This is a genomic window from Pedobacter vanadiisoli (assembly GCF_042684385.1).
Lineage (GTDB): Bacteria > Bacteroidota > Bacteroidia > Sphingobacteriales > Sphingobacteriaceae > Pedobacter > Pedobacter vanadiisoli.
Genome location: NZ_JBHULL010000008.1, coordinates 68613 through 94571 on the forward strand (window position 1 = coordinate 68613; position 25959 = coordinate 94571).

Sequence of the window (25959 nt, forward strand, 5' to 3'; positions counted from 1 at the left end):
TGTTATAGGTTCTTTTTATTGGTCGATTCTCTTTCAACAACGGCCGGATCGAGTACGATGTGTTCCATATTGGAATAAGGGCTCTCCTGATTAATCATTTTTAGGAACATTTTAGCACATTCCCTGCCCATTTGCGATGCATGTTGGTCAATTGTTGACAGGGTTGGGGTAATGTAAGCTGAAAAAGCTTCGTTGGCAAAACCAATTACACCAATTTCTGGTGGCGTTTCATTAATCTCTTTAAGCTTTTTAATTACACCTAAAGCGGTAAAATCATCTCCTGCTATAATCGCATCGGGTTTGTTTTTGCTGCGCATTAATTTGCCGGCACCAAATCGGCCGTCTTTAATGGATAAACCTCCAAAAACAATATGCTCCTCTACCAGTGGAAGATTATGGTCTGCCAAAGCTGCTTTATATCCTTCTAAGCGGTCGTTAAATATTTTAATCTGATGAACGGTGGTTACAAAAGCAATTTTTTTATAACCCCGATCGATTAAATGTTTCGTGGCAATATAACCTGCCTTAAAATCGTCAAGCGTAATGGTAGGAACTTTTAATTCTGTATTTACACGGTCGAATAATATAAGGGGTTTATTTTGTTTAATGATCTCGAAAAAGTGTGAAATATCTTTAGTTTCTAAAGACATAGAAGCCATAATGCCATCTACCTGTGCTTCTAATAAAGTTTTTACACCGTTTATTTCGTTCTCAATAGATTCATTGGATTGGTAGATAATAACACTGTAGCCACTGTTCTTCAGTCCGTCTTCTATACAATGGATAATAGATGCAAAGAAATGTGCCTGAACACTTGGCACAATTACACCAATGATATGGGTTTTGCCCGATTTTAATGCTGATGCGAGTTTATTCGGGCTATAGTTCAGATTTTTAGCCATTTCAACAACGGCCTTTCTGGTGGCATCACTTATTGCCGGAAATCCGCTAAGGGCCCTTGAAACAGTTGATACTGTAATATTGAGCGCCTTGGCTATATCATATATGGTTGTTTTTTTTTTCAATTGAAGAGGGGGGAAAATTATAGCGTAAATTTACTAAACCTTAATAATAATGTTCTTTTTATACATAAAATATAATAACACATAAAAACCGAGCACGTAAGTTATGGCCCACACCAAGGACGCATTTATGGGACTAAAAAACGGACTGTAACAGGTTTCATAAAAGCGTACCAACAATCCGGTTTTTGTACCATCGGGTTTGGTAATCCGGATCAGGTTTAATACCCGGGGCATTAAACCTGCTAAAAAAAAGACTGTTATGGCATTAATACCATAAACAACAAAAGGAGTGGTAAATTTTTTGTAGCCATGAACATCGACGATCCAGTAACAAATTGCCAATCCTATTGATGCCAATCCACCTGTGTAGAGTACGTAAGAACTCGTCCATAGTGATTTATTGATGGGGAACTGTAAATCCCAAAGTAAACCCAAAATAACTGCGGCAGTACCTGCAGTAAATAACCAGGCAACTTTGGTTGGATTGTCTATATCTTTTCTGCGCATCCAAACGCCAACCAAAATGCCAAAAAGGCAAGTGCCTATGGCCGGTAATGTACTTAAAATGCCTTCAGGGTCCCATGTTTTTGAAGAGGCCCAGGTATGTGCCTCGGTTAATATGCCGCGATCAATCCATGCTGCTAAATTGGTTTCTTTTTCCAGATTCGGATAACCCACTCCCGGTACGGGAATGAATGTCATTAATGCCCAATAAACGGCAAGTATTACAATCAGTGTTTTGAATATCGTTTTGGTGGAAGCTTTAATGAAAATAATGCTGCTGATAATAAATACGATGCCTATTCTTTGTAAAACACCTAATAACCTCACGGTTTGGAAAGCTTCCCAAATGGATTTATGATCCATAATGGCACTGATAATTTTACCAAAAATAGCAAGAAAAAAACCGAGGAGGTAAAGTATGATGCCCCGTTTAACCGCTTTGATAATTGTTTTTTGATGAGTAGCCGGATCTGCTTTGCTGCTGCTCATGGCAAATGCGATTGATACGCCTACTATCCATAAAAAGAATGGGAAGATCAAATCAGTAGGTGTGCATCCATTCCATTCGGCATGCTCTAAAGGAGCATAAATATGGCCCCAACTGCCCGGATTGTTCACTAAGATCATCGCAGCTACAGTTAATCCTCTAAAAAAATCGAGTGATAGCAATCGTTGTTTTGGTTGGGTCATGGTTAGCTTTTTTGGGTTCAGTAAACTAATTTAGAGTATTGTTTTTATAAAGAGAAATAAATAAGAAGTTGGAGGAAGCAGGCGGTGTGAGAAACTTCTGAAGTCTCAAAGGCCAATGGGTAGGCTGTACTTCGGAAGTTAGTCGGGGCCTTTAGATTTTATGATCGGATATAAATCCTGATAGTCCTCCGAACCATTCTAAAACTTCTGACCTATTGATTAAAGTTGGCTTGTTAGATAGATAAGAATTAAAGGAAGAATATTTATAATCTTCCATTTTCTCAACTAGTTTTGAAACGCATGGGTTTTGATGAATATAAGTTATGATTCTCGTATAATAAGCTTCAGAATCAACTTTTTTTACTTTATACCTCCCTTGAAACAAGCCTCCGACTCTATTGTAACTTAGGTTTATTGCTTTAACGTAAGAAATAAGCATGTTTTTAATTCCTTTTTCGAAATTGAATTTATCGTTTACCCTGATGAAAAAATGAAAGTGATTTGGCATTAAGCAGTAAGCAAAAATATCTATATATGGAATAATATATTTTTTGAACTGCATTAAGAAGAAATGATAATTTCTATCGTCAAAAAAGATTTTACCCTTATTGTTTCCTCTGTTGTAAATGTGATAGCAGCAACCTTCCTCTATTTTCATATTCTAATGGTTTGAATAATTGTGTAATAGGGATGGCTAATTTATTGAAATATAAGTATATTTTTTGAATGTTAAACCTCCGAAGTCTTGCCGCATCCTGGGCTTTTGAGACTTCGGAGGTCAACTTATGATGAAAAAACCTGCTTTGAGCGAACAAAGCAGGTTTGATTTATTTTAAAACTAGTCTTCAAATTTCCAGCGGACAAAGGCTTCCATCGCTTCGTATTCTGCCAGTCCAAGCTCATCATAGGCTTTTGCCGTATCACGGTTACGGTCTTCAGCCCGTTGCCAGAACTCTCTTGAGTCGTCGCCAGGGAAAACAGCCTTGTCTTTTTGACTCTGGTGTTTAAAGATCGCATTTCTCTTGCGTTCCAGTTCTTGCGGCGAAATTGGAACTGCCATTTCGATTTCGTAGGTTTCAAATTCATGCCAGGCACCGCGGTACATCCACAACCAGCAATCTTGCGCCCAGGCTTCGGTTTTGCGTAAACGTTTTAATGCTTCTAAAATAATATTGAAGCAAACGATATGCGTGCCGTGAGGGTCTTCAAAATCGCCGGCAGCATAAACCTGATGAGGTTTTACTTTTTGCAAAAGCTCTATGGTAAGTTCGATATCTGCATCGGTTACCGGATTTTTCTGCACCTTGCCACTTTCATAAAATGGAAGCGCCTGAAAATGGATATGGTCATCTTCAAGACCGCAATACCTTGCCCCGGCAATGGCTTCACCCTTCCTGATCAATCCCTTAACGGTTTGAATTTCCGGTGTATCAACCTGGTTTGGTTTTTTCTGCTCAATAAAGGCCCTCATTTTGTTGTAAAGCTCCTTTAAATGGCTATTGTCAATGCCCATTTTTTCCGTAAAATCTACGTTGAACTCCACAAAGCGAAGTGCATCATCATCCCAAACTGCTGTATTTCCAGAAGTTTGATAGGCTACGTGTACGTCGTGTTTCTGGTCAACAAGGCGCAAGAAAGTTCCGCCCATCGAAATTACATCATCATCAGGGTGTGGGGAGAAGATAATTACTCGTTTTCTTGCCGGTTCGGCTCTTTCCGGACGCTGAGAATCATCAGCATTTGGTTTTCCTCCCGGCCAACCGGTAATGGTATGCTGTAATTTATTAAAGATATGGATGTTGATGTTGTAAACCGGCCCTTTTTCGGTAGCCAGTTGCGCCATACCATTGTTATTATAATCGTCTTCTGTTAATTTTAAGATCGGTTTTTTAAGGGTATTGGCCAGCCAGATTACCGCTTTGCGGATCAGTGCATCAGTCCAGACACAATCTTTAACCAGCCAAGGGGTATCAAAACGGGTCAGTTCTGAAGCTGCAGGTACATCAAGAATAAACTCTACATGGTCAGAAAGTTGCAGGTAAGTTGCGGGTACTTCTCCCGAAATTTCGCCTTCAACCGCTTTTTTAATGATCGAAGCTTTTTTACGGCTCCAGGCCATCAATATAATTTCTCTTGCTTTGAAAATGGTGCCAATGCCCATCGTAATGGCTTTGGTTGGCACAAAGCTTTTTCCTCCGAAATCGCGCGCAGCATCACGGCGTGTCAAATCATCTAAGGTTACTAAACGGGTACCGGAATTAGGTGCGGAACCTGGCTCGTTAAATCCGATGTGACCGGTACGTCCGATTCCTAAAATCTGGATATCAAGACCACCAAGATCGCCGATTTTCTTCTCATATTCAAGGCAAAAAGCCGGAATGTCTTCTAGTGCAAGCGTTCCGTCAGGGATGTGAACATTTTTTCTATCAATATCGATATGATTGAAAAGGTTTTCGTTCATAAACGTAACATAACTCTGTGCCGAGGTTGGCGCCATCGGATAATATTCATCCAGGTTAAAAGTAATTACGTTTTTAAAACTTAAGCCCTCTTCCTTGTGCAGTCTAACCAGTTCGGCATAAACTGCAATTGGGGTAACACCTGTTGCTAAGCCCAGTACTGCAGGTGTGTTGTTTGCTTGTTTTGATTTAATGAGCTCGGCAATGCGATGTGCCACATTAATTGAAGCAATTTTTGGATTTTCGAACACGCTTACGGGTAATTTCTCGAAGCGCGTCTCCTCCAGTAAATTTAATCTAGCCATTTTTTTTATATGGATTTTAATGTACGGAGCAGTAAATATAGAGAGTTATGCCCAATTTGTAACAAAGGTTATTTACATTTATTGCAAGTATTTCTATAAAATTCAATTACAGGGGCAGACAAACGTTTGATCCTTTTAATCTAAAAAATGAATATGAACAGGCAGATCCAAAAGTTATACTCAAAAGCGGGCAAGTCAGAGCGTTTAATTATCGGATTAATGAGCGGAACTTCTATGGATGGCCTGGATATTGCCTTGTGTTCCGTTAAAAAAAGTGGCGCTGAAACTGATGTCAGGCTTTTAAAATTTAAAACCGGCGATTATACAGCGGATTTCAGGGCAAAAATAAAGGCGATTTTTTCTAAAAAAGAGGTTGATTTACAATTGGTTTGTCTGATGAATGAGCACATTGCAAATGTTCATGCTCAACTGATCAACGAAGCCCTGAAAGAGTGGGGATATAAAAACGAGGATATTGATTTTATAGCCAGCCACGGACAAACCATTTTCCACGCACCAAAATCTTTGCACCAGCTGGGCGATTATCCTAATGGCACATTACAGATTGGTGATGGCGATCATATTGCAATTAAAACGGGAATTATTACGCTTTCTGATTTTAGGCAGAAACATTTGGCTGCAGGGGGCGAAGGTGCTCCACTGGCTGTATATGGCGATTACTTAATGTTTTCGGAGGCTGGCGAAGACCGGGTAATGTTAAATATTGGTGGTATCGCAAATTTCACTTACTTACCGGCAAATATGGAGGCCAGCGAAATTTTTTCAACAGATGTAGGGCCTGGCAATACCTTGATGGACCAATACATGCAAAAATATTTTAACCGGTTTTATGATAAAGATGCTGCAGTTGCACTAAGCGGTGAATCAAATTCCAAACTATTGTCGGCATTGCTGGAATGTGATTTCTTTGAGCTGGATTTTCCTAAAACCACAGGACCGGAACTATTTAACCTGGAATATTTAAGTAAGGCTCAGGAAAAATCTTCAACCACAAACCTCAGCAAAGAGGAGGTAGTGGCTACCCTGTGCCGTTTTTCGGCAGAAACCATTGTACATGCGATAAAACGTTGTTTTGGGGATGAGGCTAAAGCACAGGTTTTTATGAGTGGCGGCGGGATGCACAATTCGCTGCTTGTTCAGTTGCTTCAAGCCAGGCTGCCTTCGTGCAGATTCCTTACCACTGACGATTTAAACATTAATCCCGATGCAAAAGAGGCTGTTTTATTTGCTGTTTTGGCGAATGAGACCTTATGCGGGGAGCCGATTGATTTTGGCAACCGGCAAGGTGTGCCATCGGTCTGCATGGGAAAAATTAGCTTGCCGGAGTAAATCCCGAATGAAGTATTAATTTCAACTTTATAAGCATTCAACATTCTTTGTGCGGTATTTTGTTAAATTTGTTTTAACACTAAGCTTCTAACACAAAACCAAATTTTATGGAAAAAAGTTACCTCAAATGGTCGACAGGATTTTTTGCAATTTTGTTGATCCCATTTCTGTTGCTCCTGTTTTCGGAAACGGCACAGGCACAGAACAAGCGTTATAACATTAGCGGAAAAGTGACCGATGCCGCAAATAACGAAGCTATTCCGGGCGTTGTGGTTAAAATCCTCAACACAAGTTTAGCAACCAGTACCAACAGTAACGGTGGCTATACCTTTGCGGTTGATCTGGCCCCGGGTAAATACCAGGTCCAGTTTTCTTACGTGGGTTACAAAAGTAAAGTACAGGCTATTGATCTTGGCAGCAGCGATCAGGTGGCTTTAAGTGCTGCCCTAAATGCCGATGCTGTTGGACTGGACGAGGTAATTGTTACCGGAACATCGCAGGGAACTACGAGGAAAGAACTGGGAAGTTATGTGAGCACTGTTAAAGGCGACGACCTGAACAAAGCGCCAAGCGGTAACGTACTCTCTTCGCTGCAAGGCAAAACTGCCGGTGCTCAGATCAGTCAAAATTCGGGCGACCCTGCTGGCGGCATGTCTGTTCGTTTGAGGGGGATCAGTTCGGTAAACTCCTCATCAGAGCCACTTTATATTATTGATGGGGTAATCGTAAACAATTCGACTACGAGGGTTACCAATACCTCATCCAATTATGATAACGTTAATAACGGTACCCAGGTAGGAAGTATCGGCCAGAATAGAATGGTGGATATTAATCCGGCAGATATCGAGCGTATAGAGGTTTTAAATGGAGCTGCTGCTGCGGCCATTTATGGTTCGAGGGCAAATTCGGGGGTAATCCAGATTTTTACCAAAAAAGGTGTAAGCGGAGCAGCGCAGGTTAATTTTAGCACCAGCTTAATCTTCAGTCATTTACGAAAGGAGATTGAGGTAAACCAATCGCCGGTAAAATTTGGCGGACCGGTTAACTCCTTCACGCAGGACGTGATCCAAACCGTAGGCGATCCGCCAGCTCTGCTCACCAATACCACACCGGTAACCCGTTACAATTACCAGGATTATATCTTCCGGCCGGCTACAGGTACTGATAATACCATTTCAGTTTCCGGAGGTAATGAAAACACAAAATATTATACTTCGGCGGCCTATTTCAGTAACCAGGGGATTATTAAAAATACCGATTTTACACGGTATAATTTCAGGGCCAATATTGATCAGAAAATTACCGAATGGGCAAAATTGAGTGCCGGGTTAAATTATATCCGCAGTTCTGCCAACGAAAAACCAGATGGAAACTCATTCTTCTCACCAATGAATTCGGTAACCATCATCGGGAACTTTCACGATATTTTTGCAAGGGATGCCAATGGCAATTTACTTGCTGTGGGCGAACGTGGCAGGGTAAACCCGGTTTCGGTTATCGAAGATATTAAACAGCGACAGGAAACCAACCGCATTATTGCCAATGCCAATTTAAAGTTATATCCTGTAAAAAACCTGACATTAGACTTTACTTTGGGCGTTGATAACTCGGGACAGAGCGGTACGACTTATATCCCTCCATTTGCTTATAATGTAAATCCCGATTTTTATGGGGGTGGAGCTGCTTTGGATGGTACACTGAACGGCTATGCCAGTGCGGCAACAAACAATGCCTTTCAGTTTAACAACGAGTTTAATGCCACTTACCAGGCTAAATTATCACCCCTCATTTCATCAACAACACAGCTGGGTTATTCGTTCCAGTATGAAAAAACCAGGTATCAACTCGTAAACGGAAGAGGTTTGGCACCATTAATCGAAACGGTAAATGCGGCTGCAACACAATTGCCAAGTACCGATGGCCGTACTGAGCTTTCGGTAAGTGGAGGGTATATTCAACAGAACTTTAAATACAAAGATCATTTGTTTGTTACCGGAGCCTTGCGGGTAGATCAGTCTTCTGTTTTCGGATCGGCCAACCGTACGCAGGAATATTTAAAGGGAAGTGTGAGTTATGTGCTTTCTTCGGCCGATTACTGGAAAAAATTAGGCGTTTCCGGTTGGTGGGACGCTTTTAAAATCAGGGCCGCTTATGGCGAATCTGGCAATTTAACCGGTATCGGGGCTTACGACAGGATTAATGCTTATGCTACACAATCGTTTCTGGGCAGGGCCTCACTTTTTTCAAGTGCTACCTTGGCAAACGAAAATGTTAAACCCGAGCGCCAGCGCGAACTGGAACTGGGAACCGACCTGTCATTCTTTAAAAACAGGCTGGGCCTGCAGTTTAACTGGTACAATAAGAAAGTTAGTGATCTGTTGATTGCCAGTGTACAGGCTCCTTCAACGGGGTTTTCGAGCCTGCTCGATAACATTGGTTCGTTGCGGAACAAGGGTATTGAGCTGGTAATTAACGGAACACCTGTTAATGCCAAAGATTTTAAATGGAATACGGCGGTTGTGTTTAACAGAAACAGGAATAAAGCATTAGATGTTGGCGGTTTAAGGCTGTTCAGTACAAACCCTGGTGCCCCTGTTGCCATTATTAACGGCGAAGCGATCGGTGTTTTCTACGGAACTTTTTTTGCCCGGAACCCCGATGGCAGTTTGTTAACCAATGCGGCAGGTATCCCTCAGATTGAGAAGGGGATCCAGAACTCTGCTACTACATTTACGCCGCAGCGCGATGCGAATGGCATGCCAACCGGAACCACGCTGCGTAAAGTAATCGGTAACCCGAATCCGGATTATAATATGTCGTTTGTGAACGATTTTACCTATAAAAAACTGAGTTTACATGTACAGTTTGATGCCGTTCAGGGCGGTGATGTCTGGAATGCCGATTGGCGCACCCGCCAGGGTGTTGGAAACGGTAAAGTGGCTGAGCAGGAGCAGATGGGGCAGCTGCCAAGAGGTTATGTTGCCGGTGTTTATGCCATTGAAGAATGGCGGATAGATGATGGGTCTTTTGTTAAGCTCAGGGAGATCTCGCTAAGTTACAATGTGGGTAAACTCAAATTTTTAAGAGACCTTACGGTATCGGTAAGCGGAAGAAACCTCTTCTCGTGGGATAATTATAAGGGTTACGACCCAGAATTAAATTCTGGCGGACAATCGACCATACTGAGGAACATAGACTTTGGTTCGGTGCCTATTCCACGCACTTTTAGTTTGGGTTTGCAAGTTAAATTATAATCGCTAAAGAAATTTTTATGAAAATTTTAAGAAATCATATTTCGGCAAAAATAGTCTCATTCACATTTTTGTTAACACTGTGCTTAGCTTCGTGTACGAAAGAATACCAGGATCCATCGAGGGCAAAAACAGATGTAGCTTTAGGCTCGCAACAGGGCTTAACTGCCGTGGCCATTGGTTTGCAACGCGTATATAGCCTGAGCAGAACCGGGGTAATGTTCACTTCTATAGCCGCAAATGGCTTTGTAACCAACGAATTTAGATTGCTCAATTCAGGAAACATCCCTGAATTACAGTTGAGTACGGGAGGCAGTGCTGTTGATGGTACAAATACCATTTTGTTTAACCTTTGGGCAAGTTCAAATAAGATAGTGTACGATGCAGACCTGGTGATCAGCAATGCCAATAATTTAGGTGATAAGGGTTATGCAGCAGGATTAATCGCTTATTCTAGCATCTTTAAAGCCCTTGCAATTGGTAATATGGCACAATATTGGGAAAAAATTCCTGATGGTACAGGTAAAAACGTGGCATATATTACGCGCGCTGCCGGATTTGCCAAAGCCATTGCCGTTTTGGATAATGCCCTGACGGTTATTGCTGCCAATCCAATTTCGGCCAGCTTTTTAAGCAATGTACCTGCCGATGTAAATATCGTAAATACCATACATGCGCTAAAGGCAAGGTATGCACTGTTTTCGGGTAATTATACCCTGGCTTTAACAGAGGCAAATGCTGTTGACTTAACAAAAGCATCGTTTTTTAAGTTCGATACTACCTCGCCTAACATCCTGTTCAGCATTATTTCATCCAATAATGTTTTTCAGCCTGTAAATGCAAATCTGGGGCTTACGGGGGCAAATGTTCCCGATGCGGCCGATAAAAGGATCCCTTTTTATACCTTAATGGCTGGCAACCCGGCAACCCTGCGTATGAATGGTTTTGCGGCCGCAACTGCAAGTCCGTTTCCGATTTACCTGCCTGGCGAGATCATTTTGATTAAGGCAGAAGTGCTGGCCCGCCAACCAGATCTAACCAATTCACTTATTGAATTGAACAAAGTGGTAACCAAAACCTCCGATCTTTTTGGGGTAGCGGCTGCATTACCGCCATTGGTTGGACCTTACACACAGCAGCAGTTGCTCGATCTGATTTACAAGCACCGTTCGATTGAGCTATATGCATCAGGTTTAAAAATTGAAGATATGAGACGGTTTAGCCAGCCAATAACTGACAGGAAACGGAACTTTTTCCCTTATCCTTTTCAGGAACGTGATAACAATACCAATACCCCTGCCGATCCAACATTTTAGCAGGTTGATAAAAACGGTTCCGGAAATTTTCTGAACCGTTTTTTATGGTGTTTGCCAATATAATCCTACCGGATTATAAAATATTCAGCTCCTTTTCGCGGTAGCGCGAAAGCGATTCGTGTTCCACGTCCAGCTCTGTAATCAGGTAACTGATGCTTTCTATGGGGCAAACCCTTAACCGCAAAGCGATATCCAATTTTTCGGAAATACAGAGTACCGCTGTTTTTTTAGCGCAGGCCAACATGGCCTTTTTAAGCTGGTTAATTTCCCAATAGGTATCTGTCAGGCCTTCGTCCGGGTGGATTGCACTGGTGCCCATCAGGCATAAATCGGCCTTTATTTCTGATAGCTGCGTAATTACCTGTCCGCCGTAGGTAACCTGTGAGTTTTTGGAGAACAATCCACCAATCAAAATCACTTCAATATTGTTGTATTTGGCCAGTTCTACAGCCACCAGGGGGCTAATGGTAAAAAAAGTAGCTGATAATCCCTGTGGGAGTCGCTTCACAAACTCTAAAATCGTTGTTCCGCCCCCTGTTAAAACCACCATGCCATCCTTTATCAGCCGAACGGCTTTTTTGCCGATAGCAATTTTGCTATCGCGGGCATACACTGTACTATCGTCAAAAGAACTGTGATACGATTTAGATAAAGCCCCTCCATGTACCTTATAAAGCAGGTTTTCGTCAACGAGCTCCTGTAAATCTCTTCTAATGGTATCTTCAGAGACGTTGAGTAACTGTACAAGATCAGACGTTAATACACGGTTGTGTAAGTTGATCTGCCGCATAATGAAGTCGTGGCGTTCTTTTTTCAGCATAAGATGTTTTGGTTTAAGCGAAAGTATAAAAGATTTTTAGATTTTTTAAATTTTGCGTGTTTTTGCGTGTTGTTGCAATAAAATATTGTTTGTTAGTAGAATAAATCATCTTAATTTGTTTTTATTGTCAAATATATTCGTCATATTTACTTAACCAACACCAAAATTGCGTTAATTTGCGTGTTTTGGCTGACCAGAAAACAAACAACAACCTATAACTAAATTCTTACTGACTAATTATGATGAAAAAACTACTTTTTAGTTTTATCGGTATCATGTTGTCTGCCCAAATTTTTGCCCAGCAGATAAATGTTACCGGTAAAGTCAGCGCTGCTGACGGGCCCGTTCCCGGTGTCTCTATCCGGGTAAAGGGAAGCACCACAGTCTCACAAAGCAATAACAGCGGAAGTTATTCCATCAAGGCATCAAAGAACGATGTGCTGGTGTTTTCGTACGTGGGTTATAAAACTGTTGAGCGAACTGTAGGTGCTAATGCGGTTATTAATGTTACCCTTCAGGCGGATGCCAGTACACTTAACGAGGTGGTGGTAACTGCTTATGGTATTGACCGTGATGTTAAATCGCTGGGTTATTCTACTCCAAAAGTTTCGGGGGCAGAGGTGGCAGAAACTCAGCGGAACGATTTTTTTGGCGGTCTGCAGGGACGGGTTCCTGGTTTATCAATCAACAGTACCAATGGAAATCCGGGCGCTTCTGCACAGATTGTATTGCGGGGCTTCGTATCGATTAGTGGCGACAACAATGCGCTGATTGTAGTAGATGGTGTTCCGATTAATAATAGTACATTAAACCAAACCAGAGAGCTTGTATCTGGTGCGGCAAACAGGGATCAGGATTATTCGAACAGGGCTATGGATATTAATCCCAACGATATCGAAAGTTACGTGATCATGAAAGGGCCTGAAGCTACCGCTTTATACGGAAGTGCAGGTGCCAGCGGAGCCATTTTAATCACGACAAAAAAAGGCAAAGCGGGGCGTGGAAGTATCAATTATAGTAACTCGTTCAGGGTAGAGCAATTGAATAAATTTCCTGAAATACAGACCAAGTACAATACCGGCGCTTCAAATGGTGTTTACGATGGTGGTTCATCTAACTTTTTTGGCCCTGCATTCCTGCCGAATACACCGCTTTACGATAACATCCACAATTTTTTTGAAACGGGTTTTACGCAGAAACACAATTTATCTTTTGAGGGAGGAACCGATAAATTTTCTTACCGGTGGTCTAATGAATATACCGATACGAAAGGAACGATCCCTACCACGCGTTATACCCGGATTTCTTCCAGAGTAACCGCGGTTGGTACCATTTCGCCGGTTTTAAAACTAACCACTACCTTCAATTACATCAATTCTAATAACGATAAAGCCAATAAAGGGACTAATGGTACGCTGCTCCAGCTAATGCGTTTTAGTTCTGCCTATAACGTTAAGGATTATGAGGATGCTAACGGAAACCGGATTTTGCACCTGGCTAGTATTTATTCGGAGTTTGATAACCCTCTTTGGGATGTAGTTAAAAACGTAAATAATGATAAAGTTAACCGTATAATTGCCAATACAAACGTGGAACTAACCCCTTTAAAATGGCTGCGTATTAATGGTATTCTGGGGGCTGATGTTGCCAGTACCAAGGGACTGTCAGTATATCATGCTCAATCTTATCGTGGTTCAGGGTCAGCGGCTGCTCCAACGGGCGGCACGGTAATGACTTACAGCCAGCTGGCCAAAGTATTTAACGGCTCATTAACCGCTACAGCGAAGCATAAATTTGGCGATTTTAATAATACTTATGTAATTGGGGCTACATTTAACGATTACAATTCGACCACTGATTCTCAGCGTGGAACGAACATGTACGATCCTAATTTTTACAGCATCAACAATACCTTGCCTTCTACACAGCGTACCTTAACCTATGTAAACCGTTACCGTACCGTGGGGGCTTTTGCACAGGCTATTTTGGGTTATAAAACCTTATTGTACCTAACCTTATCGGGCAGGGTTGACGGTGCTTCCCGCCTGATGCCGAACAACCCGTATTTTGCCTATCCATCAGCCAGTTTGGCTTTTAATTTTACCGATCTGACCGGTGTTAAAACGGCTTTGCCCTGGTTGGATTATGGTAAGTTAAGGGCTTCTTATGCTTTAACGGGTAAAGAACCCTGGAGAGAATATTCGACCGGAACCAACTACGAAGCCAAAAGATTTACAGGCGGTGGTTATGCCTATTCGTACTATGGGGGTAACCCGGATTTAAAACCAGAGGTATCAGAAAATTTTGAGATCGGTACCGAGATGCAGTTCCTCAAAAATCGCATTGGGCTGGATTTTAACTATTACAACCTGTTGAGTAAAGACCAGATCATTAATCCACGTTTAAGTTATGGTACAGGTTTCGTTTTAGAAATGATGAATGGTGGTACGGTACGTAATCGTGGTATTGAGGTGCAATTAACCGGTAACCCGATCAAAGGAAAAGACTTTAGCTGGAACACCACTTTAAACTTTACCCGTAACCGTGGTGTGGTGTTGTCATTGGCAAATCAACTTCCTGAGCTTTACGAATCTGATACCTGGATAGTTGGCGATGTTAGGAGTGCGGTTCATCCGGGTTACAGTACAGGAGCAATCAGTGGTACCAGATTTGCGCGTAACGATAGGGGTGATATTCTGATTAATCCATCATCAGGCCTGCCATCGGTTACCGATACCCAATTTTATCCCATCGGCGACAGGAATCCGAAATTCACTTTAGGTTTTGTAAACAGGTTCAGTTATAAGGGTTTTAATCTTTCTTTCTTGTGGGATTTCAGGTATGGTGGTGATGTGGTTAACGGTACCGAATATGAATCTTACCGAAAAGGAATCAGCTTAAAAACATTGGACAGGGAAGTGCCGAGGATTATTACCGGTGTGCTGAACGATGGTTTGCAGAATACGGCAAACCCAACGGTTAATACCATTGCTGTAACGCCTTATTATGCTTCTAACTATTATTCTTTAAATGTTGCTCCGGAGATGTTTGTAGAAAAGAACATTAATACGCTTCGTTTAAGAGATGTTACTTTGGCTTACGATTTCCCGCCATCATTGGTTAAGCGTATCGGTTTTATCCAAAGCTTTGGCGCCTTTTTTACGGTAACCGATTCCATTTTGATTACCAATTATTCTGGTGGCGATCCGGAGAGTAACTCCAACTCGCCGGGTGTAGGTGGTATTGGTGGTTATGGTATCGATTACGGTAACGTAGGTAAGCCAATCGGTTTCAATTTAGGATTTAGGGTTAAATTATAGCGAATAACATGAAAAGATTATATAAACTATATATTGCTGCAGCAATATTACTAATGGCAGGAGGCTGTAAAAAATACCTCGACATCAATACCAACCCTGCCGTGCCTCAAACCAGTAAGGCAGAATTATTGCTTCCGCCGATTTTATTTCAGATGACGAACGGGACGTCGCAGGATTACCGCCTGCTTTGGAAGTTTACGCAAAACATGATCGGTGCCTCTACCGATATTGCTTCACTTTATCCTGAAAAGCACTCTTTTGTAGCTAATAGCGATAATGGAGGGGTAATTTGGAGGATGACTTATGTTGATCTTGGCTTAAACCTGGAGAATTTGATTAATGACGCCATAACTAATCAAAAATACGAGTATGCAGCCATTGGTTATGCCATAAAAGCCTGGGCTTATCAGCAAACAACAGATCTGCATGGTCCGATTATTTTGGACGAGGCCTTTACGCCAGGGATGTTGAAATTTCCTTACCACGATCAGCCAGAGGTGTATGCAAAGGTGCGTTTCTATTGCGAACAGTCGCTAAAATATTCAACCATGAAAAGCCCGCTTAACTATGCCACGCAATTGGCCAGTGTTACCGGCGATGGAATTTATAAAGGGGACATGGCGAAATGGCGAAAATTTGTATATGCCATTTACGCTTTGCAGTATAGCCATTTAATCAACAAACCGGAGTTTAAAACCATGTATGCAGATAGCGTGGTGAAATACACCAATTTGTCTTTTGCTAACGAGGCTGAATCTGCAACAGTTTATTTTTCGGCGGCAAGTCAGGATGATACCAATCCTTTTGGGCCAACTTTGGGATATATTAACACTTCAGGTACAACTTCTACCTATTATGGAAGAATTTCGACTACGATCTTGAATTATCTTGCTGGTGGAGTAAAGGGAACGCCTGCAGTTAATCCAACAAGTTCGCTAGATCCGCGTTTAAGCAGGATGTTGCCTGCTAGTACCGCTACGGCTACATTGGGCAGGTACATTGCCGGGGTTCCCACTCAGGGCAGCAGCACATCGGGCCTTCCGATCGTTTTCGGGTCAATTCCTGCAGGTGCTACTATCTATAACGGAAAATATATTTTTGCCGATGCTGCCAGGTATCCGATCATGACTTACTCGCAATTGCAGTTTGCAAAAGCTGAAGCCTTGTTTTTGCAGGGAAAAACAGGAGAAGCTTATACTGCGTATAAAGCGGGTATATCCGGGCATATGGTTTTTTGCAATACTTATGGCCGTTCTTCAAAAACTCCCGATCCGCTGATCACTGATGCTGAGATCAATGCTTACCTGGCCTCTACAGAGGTAGCGCAAAGTGCGGCAACCTTAACCTTAGCTGATATTATGGGACAAAAATACATTGCACAATGGGGCTGGGCAGGCTTAGAACAGTGGACCGATCTTCGGAAATACCATTACGACGCAAATGTTTTCAGGCAGTTTTATCAGATTCCTACAGCAGATCTTTTGTTGGGAGGCAAATATGCTTATCGTTTCAGGCCCCGCTATAATTCCGAATATGTGTGGAATTCGGAAGAACTGAGGAAATGGGGAGGTTTAGAGCCCGATTATATGACTAAAGAAACCTGGTTCAGTCAGCCATAATTTTATTAATTAAAAAATATCAAGATGAAAATATTTTCTTATTTAGTTGTGGGTCTGTTTACTGCAGTGGCATTAACAGCTTGCACCAAAAATGTACTCGATTATGGCGACACTGAAAAGCTAACCAGCGATCAGGCTTTGTTGAAAGTAAATTATGTCTCCTATTATTATAACAATAGCGCAATAGCCATTAAAATTAATGATAAAAGGGTGAGTAATGTAATTACAGCCCGCACTCCTTTTCCTGGTGGCGGGTATAATACTGGGGGGAGTTCTACTGCCGACTTTCTTGCGGTAAGCCCCGGAAATTTAAAACTTTCCATTATCCTTCCCAAAAAGAAAGATGACGGAACAGATTCACTGGTTCTTTACAGCGCCACTTTTCAAATCCAGGCGGGCAAGAACTATGTTGCCCACATTACAGATACTGCTGCCTTTACCAAAAACGTGTTAACAGAAGAGAGTTTTGCCAGACCCGATACGGCATATTGTAAATACAGGTTTATTAACCTGATGCCCAATGTCCCATCGGTAGATCTGTATTATGGAACCAGTGCTACTGATAATACAAAAGATTCGCTGATTGCGGGTAATGTGAATTATTTGAGTATTACCAATGAGATTAAATTAAGATCGGCACAATCAAAAACCTGGAAAATCAGGCCCGCTGGGGCGGCTGTAACAACAGCAACTGTTTTGGCCAATTACACCAGCGCAAGCACATTCTTAAATCAAAGGGTATATACCATTTTTGCCAGTGGCTATAATGGCATTACTACTGCACCACGAAGGCCATATGTATCCTTCTTCCTGATCAGATAATTTTTGTCTCTGTTGTTTGGTTAAGCCGCCACTAGTTTAGTGGTGGCTTTTTTATTAAAAGTTTATCGCATTAAAATAAGATTAGGGCCTATTTAATTGCGCTTTTTTGCGGTTTTTTGCAATAATATCAAACTAATTACATTGTTTGCTACTCAAATGTTTGCAAATAAGTGGAAAACAATTATGATATTTACTTAAAATTCAGAAATATGCGTTATTGTGCGTGTTTATGAATCCGAACTAACAACAAACATCGTTAACTAGTGTTTATGAAAAAAAAATTACTTTCAATCTTTCTTGGTGTGTTTTTGCTGGTGGCCCATGCCATTGCGCAACAGATCACCATTACAGGTAAGGTTACATCAGAAGATGGGCCCATACCAGGGGTTTCTGTTAGGGTTAAGGGTAGCACTACTGTTGCACAAACCAATGTGGACGGAAGTTACTCCATCAGTGCTGCAAACGGTAGTATACTGGTATTTTCTTATATTGGTTATGTAACTACCGAAAAAACTGTTGGGACTGCCAAAATCATCAATGTAAATCTAAAAACCGATGCGCAAGGACTGGATGATGTTGTGGTGGTGGGCTATGGAACCCAGCGTAAAGGCAATCTTACAGGAGCAGTTTCTACCATTGATGTGAAAAAGACCCTGGAAGGAAGGCCGATTGCCGATGTAGGCAGGGCGCTTCAGGGGGCGGCATCTGGTTTAAGTGTAACCGTTCCAAGTGGCGAAATCGGTTCTGATCCGATAATCAAAATCAGGGGGCAGCTGGCTTCCTTTGCCGGTGGAAGTTCTCCATTAATTTTGGTGGATAATGTCGAAATTCCTAGTATCCAATTGGTTAATCCCAACGATATCGCATCGATCACCATTTTGAAAGATGCTGCTGCCGCATCAATTTATGGTGCCAAGGCTGCTTTTGGTGTGGTATTAATAACCACTAAACAAGGTTCGGGTTCGGATAAGCCATCCATCACTTATTCGAACAACTTTTCATTTCAAAACGTTTGGAAAGATTTAAAAATGGCTGACGTGAACGGTTTGAAATATACTGTTGATGCAGCTGAGCGTGTAGGCGTAACCACTCCGGTTGGTGCATTTTATTATGTAGATAGGGCAAGCTATGAAAAAGCTGTGGCCTGGAAAGAAAAATATGGTGGTACAATCGGCCCGGACGATCCTACCGTGTTTGGAAGAGATTGGTATGTGCAGGGCGCTAACCTTAAAATGGGTGTGAGGACTTATGATCCTTACGATTATATGATCAAAGAATGGGCACCTACCCAACAACACAACCTATCGGTTGGCGGTACAAGCGGAAAAACATCATATAATATAGGGCTTGGCTTGCTTGATCAAAGCGGAATGTTAAAGCCAGCTAAAGAAGACCGCTTTACACGGTATAATGCTTCGTTTAAGATCTCAAGTGAGATTAATAAATACCTTACTATCCGTGGCGGCGCACTTTATTCAAGAAGAAATAAGCAGTATGCATATACCACCAACTCTACTACTGCCGATCCGTGGTTGTATTTATATCGATGGAGCTCGTTATATCCGCTCGGCAGGGATGAAAATGGAGATATGATCCGTAGTCCCGAAAGTGAGGTTGCTTCGGCCAATACCGCCAACATTTTATTAAATTATGCCAACGTAAACTTAGGTACTACGGTTAATATCATGAAAAACTGGAAGGTAGATTTTGATTATACCTTTACCAACCAGAATGAAGACTGGAAAAGACCGGGTACACGGTTTACCGCGAGAAATTCATGGGTAGCGCCTAAAGCACGTTTAGATGCAAGCGGTGCACCTGTTTATGTAAACGATCAGGGGCAGGTGGTATCTAGCACAACTGCCGGTGCCATGGCTGCTTACGATTTGTCATTGGATATGTACACTACACCTGGCTCGAGTCCTGATCATTATGCACGGTCTGCCACGAACTTTTTTAGTCATACCATTAATGCTTTTACCACCTATAACTTAAACCTGGAACAAGGTCACGATTTTAAGTTTATTTTAGGTTTAAACCGTGTAGCTTCTACAGCAGAATCGCAGTTTGGTCAGATCACCAATTTGGCAGATATCTATAATCCGCAGTTTAGGTTTGGTACAGGTGTGCAAACTGTAATTCCTTCCTCGGCAGTAATGGGAATTATACCAGGGGGAATAGATATTGCAGGATCAGATAAAAAATGGGAGGCGCAACTGGGTTATTTTGGCCGTATCAATTATGCCTTTAAAAACAAATACCTTATCGAAGCCAACTTACGCTACGATGGCTCTTCAAAATTTCCGACCAATCTGCAGTGGAGATGGTTCCCTTCATTTTCTGCGGGTTGGGTAGCCAGCGAAGAGCGTTTTATGGCCTGGACTAAACCGATCTTAAATCAGTTAAAGTTCAGAGGTTCCTGGGGCTCAATCGGCGATCAGACAGTACCGAATAACTTGTACATCCCAATCATGCCGAGCGGACAGTCGAGCTGGATTGGTGCAAATGGTGCCAAAGTAAATTTTGTAGGTACGCCAAACGCAATTCAGGGAGCTATTCAATGGCAAGATATTGTAACGACCAATCTAGGGATGGATGCAACCTTGTTAAATAATAAGATAAATGTTTCTTTTGATGTTTTCCAAAGAAATACCGATAATATGATTGTGCCTCAAGAGGGTATTCCCTTTACTTTTGGAGCAGGGGCGCCACAAGGTAATTTTGGAGCCTTACAAACCAGGGGATGGGAATTAACGTTAGATTTCAACCACAGGTTTAAAAATGGTTTGGGTATCAATTTCAAAGGAAATGTTTCTGATGCGAAAACCAGATTAAGTGCCTATGGCTCCGGAACACAGGTTACGGGCAATTATAACGGTAAGGATATTGGCGAAATCTGGGGATACCGTACAGATAGGTTATATCAGACCAGCGATTTTGAGTTGAATAGTTCGGGCAAACCGATTTTAATTACCTTAACCAATGCCGAGAGTAAGTTAAATGCCGGCAAGCAGGCTTATAAATTAAAAGCCGGACCAAATGGAGAAAAGCCAGTTTATCAGCCTTTTTTGCAAAATTCATCAACTTTTTTCTTTGGCCCAGGAGATGTTAAGTTCATCGATGTAAACGGCGATGGAGAAATCAGCAACGGAGATGGCACGCTGGCTAATCACGGCGATTTAGAGGTGATTGGAAATTCCAATCCAAGGTATGAGTATGGTTTTAGATTGGGTGCCGATTTTAAAGGCGTTGATATCAGTGCGTTTTTTCAGGGTGTGGGAAGCCGCAAAATTTGGGGCGCCGGATTTTTAGCCATCCCGGGTTTTAACTCTGCCGATGGTGCCATGCCAGAAGCCATTGCTGGTAACTACTGGACACCGCAAACGCCTGATGCGTTTTATCCTGCAGCTTACAACAATGCCGCCAGCGGAACCACCAATAACATGCAGGTTCAGGATCGGTATTTGTTAAATATGGCGTATTTAAGATTGAAAAATTTAACCGTTGGTTATACCTTCCCGCAAATGCTGACCAAAAAAGTGGGAATCACTTCGCTTAGGGTGTATACTGCGCTCGAGAATTTCTTTACCTGGGATCATTTAGGAGATTTACCGATCGATCCGGAAAGCATTAATGGGTATTCTGTATGGGATCAATCAAATTACAATAGCGGCCGTACAGGAACCGGAATCCCTGCTTTTAAAAGTGTCTCGTTTGGTGTTCAGTTGAATTTTTAAAAATTAAGAAGATGAAATGTTTTAAATATATATATGGTTTGCCAATTATGGCCGCCCTATTTCTGGTATCTTGTAATAAGGACGTTTTAGACCGTACGCCACTAACTTCATATATAGATGGACAATACTGGCGTGGTGAGGATGATATCCGCATGTATGCCAACGCTTATTATACCAACTATTTTAATGGATATAATTCTGGTTTTGGAGTAGATTATGCACCGGTAAGGGGTTATACTTTCTCGGATGATTTGACCGGAAAAAATGCACAGGCCAGTTTTGAAAGCAGTGTGCCTACAACCAGGGGCTCTGTTTCTGAAGCTGCCGACTGGTTAGGTACTTATGCTGGTCCAACATGGGATTTCGCCTGGATTAGAAAATCAAATGTAATGCTGGCCCGTTTAAACGATTTGGCAAAACCGAAAATTACTACTGAAGCTTATAACCACTGGACAGCTGTTGCCCGTTTTTTTAGGGGCTTTGAATATAGCCGCTTGGTTAGTGTTTTTGGTGATGTACCTTATTTTGATAAAGAGGTTCTGGATAGCGATCTGTCAACTTTATATAAAGACAGGGATCCAAGAGGGGTGGTGATGGATAAGGTGTACGACGATTTTAAATATGTAATGGCCAACATGCGTGATAATGATGGGGCACAGTTTTTAAACAAATATATTGCCGCAGCATTTATCTCGAGGTTTATGTTATTCGAAGGGACTTATGAACATTATCATGGCTTAGATGCGGCAAGGGCCAAAAAATATTTGGAATTTGCTGTTGAAGCAGGCGATTATGTAATCAATAGCAATAAATATAATTTTACCCGCGATTTTAAGTCGTTGTTCTCAAGCGATAACTTAGCCGGGCACCCGGAAGTATTGCTTTACCGGACCTATGATGCTGCCTTAGCTGTTACACACAGTATAGGTTCCTATCAAAACGGAACCGAAGTAGTTGGCGTTGATGCCAACCTGGTTTTGATCAAATCTTTTCTTCTCAATGATGGAAAAGTGTGGCAAAATTCGTCAGTTGCAGGTGCTAATTCATTTACCATTGCCGACCTGGTAAAAACAAGGGATCCGCGTTTCGAAGCGTCATTTTATGATAAAGCCCTGGTGCCTTCGGCAACTTTGCTTTATGGGTTTAAATTTGCATCAAGAGAGGCTTTAACTTATATCGGTAAAACTTATCCGGCTGCCTGGGGCAGCAATACCAATACCAGCGACGCGCCGGTAATGAGGTTAGCTGAGGTTGTATTAAACTGGATAGAAGCAAAAGCCGTATTGGCGCAATATTATTCAGGTGCGGCCATCACGCAATCCGATCTGAATAAATCAATAAATGCCATCAGGAATCGTCCGCTGGATGCCGCCGCCGCCGCAAAAGGGGTGTTAAAAACAGCGCCGCTAACAATAGGTGCTCTTCCGGTCGATCCTGCAAAAGATGCTGATGTTCCTGATCTGATCTGGGAAATCCGCAGAGAGCGTCGTATGGAGTTTGTATTCGAGCACACCCGCTTACTGGATTTAAAACGCTGGAAAAAACTTAATAATATGGATTTCAGTACCAATCCCGATTATTTCCTCGGGCCATGGGTAAATGTACAGGCTGAGGCACCAAGCTATTTAACGGCGGCAAACGCAACAGCCCGGAACGTTAAGGTTAAAAAAGCCGATGGCACTGTTGTTACTTATGATGGTACGAATGCTGCGGCTATGGTTGGTTATTGGATGGTTACCAACGCTACGAATAGGAATGCATTTACAGACAGAGCTTATTTGGCCCCTGTCGGACAGGCACAGATTATCCAATACCAGGAGAAAGGCTTTAAACTTACACAAACTGCAGGCTGGTAATATGATCTGAAATAATTGACAGAGGTTATATCATAGGGTGTAATTTCACTTCTAATTTGTCACGTTGAGCCTGTCGAAATGCCTTTAAGAGATTTAAAAAGGTCTTTCGAGGGGCTCAGGGTGACATTTTATACGTATGGTAGGCCTCTTATGCCTGTTAATTTGTTTTCAGCCAAACCACTTTGCCATCCATGGTACTGGTAAGGATATTTTTACCGTCGATCACATTTACCGTGTTGATCATGGAGTTGTCGATCTTGTGTGCCCAAACAGTACTTTGCTGCTGAGGATCAATGGCATAGATCACACCGTTTTTCGTACCGAAAAAGACCTTTCCATCTTTTTCAATCAGCATTGAGGGCACATGCTCATAACCAAAACCAACATTGCAGCGCCATAAAATGCCCGGATCTTGCGCCTGTGCCTTATAGGCCACAATCTCATCCTGCATGGTTTTTCCATAAATAAGCGTGCTATCTGCCGATTGGCCGATTGATTCACGGACCGTAGCTTCCTTATTACGCCACAAAGTAGAGCCATTTTTAGCATCAATAGCTGTTAAATAACGATCGGGGGCAGCAATGTATACAATGCCCTGATAGGCAATCGGCGTTACCATTGCCGGCGAAAACATCCTGTTTGCCTGGCCGTTATTCCATTTCCAGAGCAGGTTACCGGTATTAATATCGAGCGCGTACAAATGCCTTCCCCACGATCCAAAAATAATTTTGCCCTGGTAAATAAGCGGTTTGCCTACTATGGTACCTTCGACTGCGGTAAATGCCCATATTTCTTTTCCTGTTTTAACATCCAGGGCCCTGAAAGTGTTATCGCTGCCACCAATATATACCTGTTGGCCGTTAACCACCGGCGATCCCAATACCGAATTGGCTGTTGCTTTATGCCAGATTTCTTTCCCGGTTTTTGCGTTGAGTGCATAAATGTTTCCATCACCCGAACCTAAAATAACGGTTCCGTTTACGGCTACCGGAGAAGAGTAGATAGCGCCTTTGGTTTTAAATGTCCATACTTTTTTGCCGGTAACCTTATTTAAGGCTTCCACTAAACCTAAACTGTTCCCAAAAATAACATTGTTCGAAGCATAGGTGGGCGTATTTACCACGTTGGCATTGGAGTGGTAAGACCAGACTTCTTTCGTAGCCGGATATTTAGTGTTGAGTGCGAAAACAGGACGGTCGTATTTTTTCTGATCAGCCTTAAACGTTTTCAAAGCAATCTTACGCCAAACCGCAAGAATTTCCTGTGTTGGCTTTTTGACCTGAAAAAACACGGTGTCTTTGGTCATGCTCACAATATTATAGCCCCCAATACTGTCTTTAGCCCTTAAATTAGAACGGCCCATGGTGGCTTCAATGCCTTCAAAATTAAAGGGGTGGTTATTATGTCCATGACCGCATATTGCATATTGAATGTTGTATTTCTTTAAACGGTCTGTTGCTTCATACCAGTTGTCTAAACTGTTATCCAGGGGGTAATGATTGGCAAAAATAATGGGCATACTTTTAGGAGTGGTTTTAAGCACACTGTCTAACCAAACTGTGGCGTCTCTTGGAATATGTCCGTCACTCATCCGTACATAAGGTCCTGATGCGCAGGCAATAAAACGATAACCATTATGATCGAAAATAAACTTATCGGCGCCAAACTCCTTAATGAAATTTACACCTCCTGATTCTGACCACCCTGTATCGTGGTTCCCGGGGATAATGTGGTAAGGCTTATTTAATTTAGAGAGGATGTCTTTGGCCAGTTTGAGCTCATTATTGGTGCCCATTTCGGTAATGTCGCCCGTAATAATTACAAAATCGATATCGTTTAGCCTATTGATATCTGCAACGGTTCGGTTAAGGTCTTCTTCCCCTGTGGGCGAACCTACATGTGTATCGGTAACAAAAGCGTATTTAAAATTTTGGGCTTTTACGGCAAGCGATAATAAAATGGCAAACAGTAAAAGAATACGGTGTTTCATGGTCTTTTCTCGTTAAATGGTTAACCATAAAAATCGGCATTTTTTGGGGTTTAAAATGGGTTGTAATATCGATTTTACGTGTTAAGTTTGGCTAAAATGGGCTCCGAAGTCTGAAGACGGTGTCTGGAGTTTGAAAAGGTCTAACATCCCTAATAAAAAAGGCGACCAATGGCCGCCTTTTATACTTGTTCTCCTGTAAATTACAAAATCTTAAATCCTAAACTCAATTGGAAAAGGTTAGGTTTCTGGCTGTATTTTTCGCTTTTACTGATGTTCGATAAACCGGCTTCGTAGCGTAAATCAACTGAAATACTGCCCACATCTACACCTGCACCAGCTTGTAAACCCAATGCCTGGTTTTTGTAATTGCTAAAATCAGTTGCCTGTTGGTAAGCCGAGTTAAACGACGAATTTTCATCCAAAACAAATGAAATAACCGGACCTGCCATTAAGCGGAAGTTTAAATTTTTAGCACCGAATTTGGTACCCAATAAAACCGGGATATCCAAAGTGGTAAATTTCACCTTTCCTTCTGCTGTTACCTCATTCCCGTTATCCTGCTGAACACTGATAAATTTATTGCCTTTGCTGCCAATGTAAGCTTCAGGTTGTACATAAAAACTGGCACCTCCAATACGTGCCCATGCACCGATCTGATAACCTAAACGGTTTTCCTCACTTGCAAAATCTGCATTAATTTTAGCCAGGTTAACTCCGGCTTTTACACCGAGATTAAACGTTTGTGCCTGTGATGTTGCCCAACCTAAGGTTAGGAAAACAATAGAGAAGATAATCTTTTTCATTTGTTTAATTTTTTTTAGGGATTAAAGTTCATAAACGACTAATACTGCATGTTAAGCATGTTTTTTTCGACTTATGGTTTTGTTTTAAAATT

At 41.9% G+C, this 25959-nt stretch carries 15 protein-coding genes; 8 read left to right on the forward strand and 7 right to left on the reverse strand.

Annotated features, from left to right (window positions below; all coding sequences use genetic code 11):
• Nucleotides 1-2: 2 nt before the first annotated feature.
• The 4 genes from ACFSR6_RS08980 to nagB all read right to left on the reverse strand — a co-directional run bounded on the left by ACFSR6_RS08980 (nt 3) and on the right by nagB (nt 4983).
• Nucleotides 3-1025 (reverse strand): LacI family DNA-binding transcriptional regulator, encoded by a 1023-nt coding sequence (locus tag ACFSR6_RS08980; RefSeq protein WP_379077857.1) that lies wholly within the window; start codon nt 1023-1025, stop codon nt 3-5.
• Nucleotides 1026-1058: 33 nt separating this feature from the next.
• Nucleotides 1059-2219 carry an acyltransferase family protein gene (locus tag ACFSR6_RS08985; RefSeq protein ID WP_379077860.1) on the reverse strand — a complete coding sequence of 387 codons (1161 nt, stop codon included), beginning with the start codon at nt 2217-2219 and terminating at the stop codon, nt 1059-1061.
• A gap of 151 nt (nt 2220-2370) precedes the next feature.
• Complete coding sequence (locus ACFSR6_RS08990; protein ID WP_379077863.1) at nt 2371-2877, reverse strand: transposase; 507 nt, start codon at nt 2875-2877, stop codon at nt 2371-2373.
• A gap of 180 nt (nt 2878-3057) precedes the next feature.
• Nucleotides 3058-4983 carry a glucosamine-6-phosphate deaminase gene (nagB, locus tag ACFSR6_RS08995; RefSeq protein WP_379077866.1) on the reverse strand — a complete coding sequence of 642 codons (1926 nt, stop codon included), beginning with the start codon at nt 4981-4983 and terminating at the stop codon, nt 3058-3060.
• A 153-nt stretch (nt 4984-5136) separates the two neighbouring features.
• Here nagB and ACFSR6_RS09000 point away from each other — a divergent pair, with 153 nt between their 5' ends.
• From ACFSR6_RS09000 to ACFSR6_RS09010, 3 genes are all read left to right on the forward strand, one after another.
• A complete protein-coding gene (locus tag ACFSR6_RS09000; RefSeq protein WP_379077869.1) occupies nt 5137-6333 on the forward strand; it encodes an anhydro-N-acetylmuramic acid kinase in 1197 nt (398 codons plus the stop codon).
• Between the two features lie 107 nt (nt 6334-6440).
• Nucleotides 6441-9587: a SusC/RagA family TonB-linked outer membrane protein gene (locus ACFSR6_RS09005; RefSeq protein ID WP_379077871.1), complete on the forward strand. Its 3147-nt coding sequence runs from the start codon at nt 6441-6443 to the stop codon at nt 9585-9587.
• A 17-nt stretch (nt 9588-9604) separates the two neighbouring features.
• Nucleotides 9605-10900, forward strand: a complete 1296-nt coding sequence (locus tag ACFSR6_RS09010; RefSeq protein WP_379077874.1) for a RagB/SusD family nutrient uptake outer membrane protein — start codon at nt 9605-9607, stop codon at nt 10898-10900.
• 73 nt (nt 10901-10973) lie between these two features.
• Here the strand turns inward: ACFSR6_RS09010 and ACFSR6_RS09015 are convergent, their stop codons facing one another.
• Nucleotides 10974-11720: a DeoR/GlpR family DNA-binding transcription regulator gene (locus ACFSR6_RS09015; RefSeq protein ID WP_379077877.1), complete on the reverse strand. Its 747-nt coding sequence runs from the start codon at nt 11718-11720 to the stop codon at nt 10974-10976.
• 239 nt (nt 11721-11959) lie between these two features.
• Here ACFSR6_RS09015 and ACFSR6_RS09020 point away from each other — a divergent pair, with 239 nt between their 5' ends.
• The 5 genes from ACFSR6_RS09020 to ACFSR6_RS09040 all read left to right on the forward strand — a co-directional run bounded on the left by ACFSR6_RS09020 (nt 11960) and on the right by ACFSR6_RS09040 (nt 23074).
• Entirely contained in the window at nt 11960-15040 is a 3081-nt protein-coding gene (locus ACFSR6_RS09020; protein WP_379077880.1) for a SusC/RagA family TonB-linked outer membrane protein, read from the forward strand.
• 8 nt (nt 15041-15048) lie between these two features.
• Entirely contained in the window at nt 15049-16659 is a 1611-nt protein-coding gene (locus tag ACFSR6_RS09025) for a SusD/RagB family nutrient-binding outer membrane lipoprotein (RefSeq protein ID WP_379077883.1), read from the forward strand.
• 24 nt (nt 16660-16683) lie between these two features.
• Nucleotides 16684-17481 (forward strand): DUF4397 domain-containing protein, encoded by a 798-nt coding sequence (locus tag ACFSR6_RS09030; RefSeq protein ID WP_379077886.1) that lies wholly within the window; start codon nt 16684-16686, stop codon nt 17479-17481.
• A gap of 269 nt (nt 17482-17750) precedes the next feature.
• Nucleotides 17751-21218 carry a SusC/RagA family TonB-linked outer membrane protein gene (locus ACFSR6_RS09035; RefSeq protein WP_379077889.1) on the forward strand — a complete coding sequence of 1156 codons (3468 nt, stop codon included), beginning with the start codon at nt 17751-17753 and terminating at the stop codon, nt 21216-21218.
• An 11-nt stretch (nt 21219-21229) separates the two neighbouring features.
• Nucleotides 21230-23074, forward strand: coding sequence for a RagB/SusD family nutrient uptake outer membrane protein (locus ACFSR6_RS09040; protein ID WP_379077892.1), 1845 nt, complete (start codon nt 21230-21232; stop codon nt 23072-23074).
• A 157-nt stretch (nt 23075-23231) separates the two neighbouring features.
• Here ACFSR6_RS09040 and ACFSR6_RS09045 read toward each other — a convergent pair whose 3' ends face one another.
• Together ACFSR6_RS09045 and ACFSR6_RS09050 are read right to left on the reverse strand one after the other, a co-directional pair.
• Nucleotides 23232-25064, reverse strand: a complete 1833-nt coding sequence (locus ACFSR6_RS09045; RefSeq protein ID WP_379077895.1) for an outer membrane protein assembly factor BamB family protein — start codon at nt 25062-25064, stop codon at nt 23232-23234.
• Nucleotides 25065-25264: 200 nt separating this feature from the next.
• Nucleotides 25265-25867, reverse strand: coding sequence for a porin family protein (locus ACFSR6_RS09050; protein WP_379077897.1), 603 nt, complete (start codon nt 25865-25867; stop codon nt 25265-25267).
• Nucleotides 25868-25959 lie beyond the last annotated feature (92 nt).